This window comes from Streptomyces hirsutus, from assembly GCF_001418415.1.
GTDB lineage: Bacteria > Actinomycetota > Actinomycetes > Streptomycetales > Streptomycetaceae > Streptomyces > Streptomyces hirsutus.
The window spans coordinates 1-442 of record NZ_LIQT01000092.1; the positions used below are offsets into that span (position 1 = coordinate 1).

Consider the following 442-nt stretch of genomic DNA (forward strand, 5'->3'; position numbering starts at 1 on the left):
GCCCTGCCCCCCGCCCGGACCCAACTCCTCCAGCACTTCCGCGGCTGGTTCGTGCGCACGGACACGGACCGGTTCGATCCCGAGGTCGCCGACCTGATGGACTTCCGGGTGCCGCAGCCGCGCCACGGGCTCGCCTTCGGCTACGTACTGCCGCTGGCGCCCGACAGGGCGCTCGTCGAGTACACCGAGTTCTCCCGGACCCCCCTGACCACGACGGCGTACGAGGCGGCCCTCGGCCACTACTGCCGGGAGATCCTGGAACTCGGTGCGTTCACCGTCGAATCGGCGGAACAGGGCGTCATCCCGATGACCGACGCACACTTCCCCCGCCGCGCCGGGAGCGCCGTCTTCCGCATCGGGACGGCCGGCGGCGCCACCCGCCCGGCCACCGGCTACACCTTCGCCGCCGTGCAACGGCAGAGCCGGGCCATCGCCGCCGCCC

The 442-nt window shown here is 73.3% G+C and carries 1 protein-coding gene; it reads left to right on the forward strand.

The annotated features are described in order from the left end of the window. On the forward strand, positions 1-442 hold a 442-nt coding region (locus AOK11_RS39305), incomplete at both ends, for a lycopene cyclase family protein (RefSeq protein WP_240497258.1).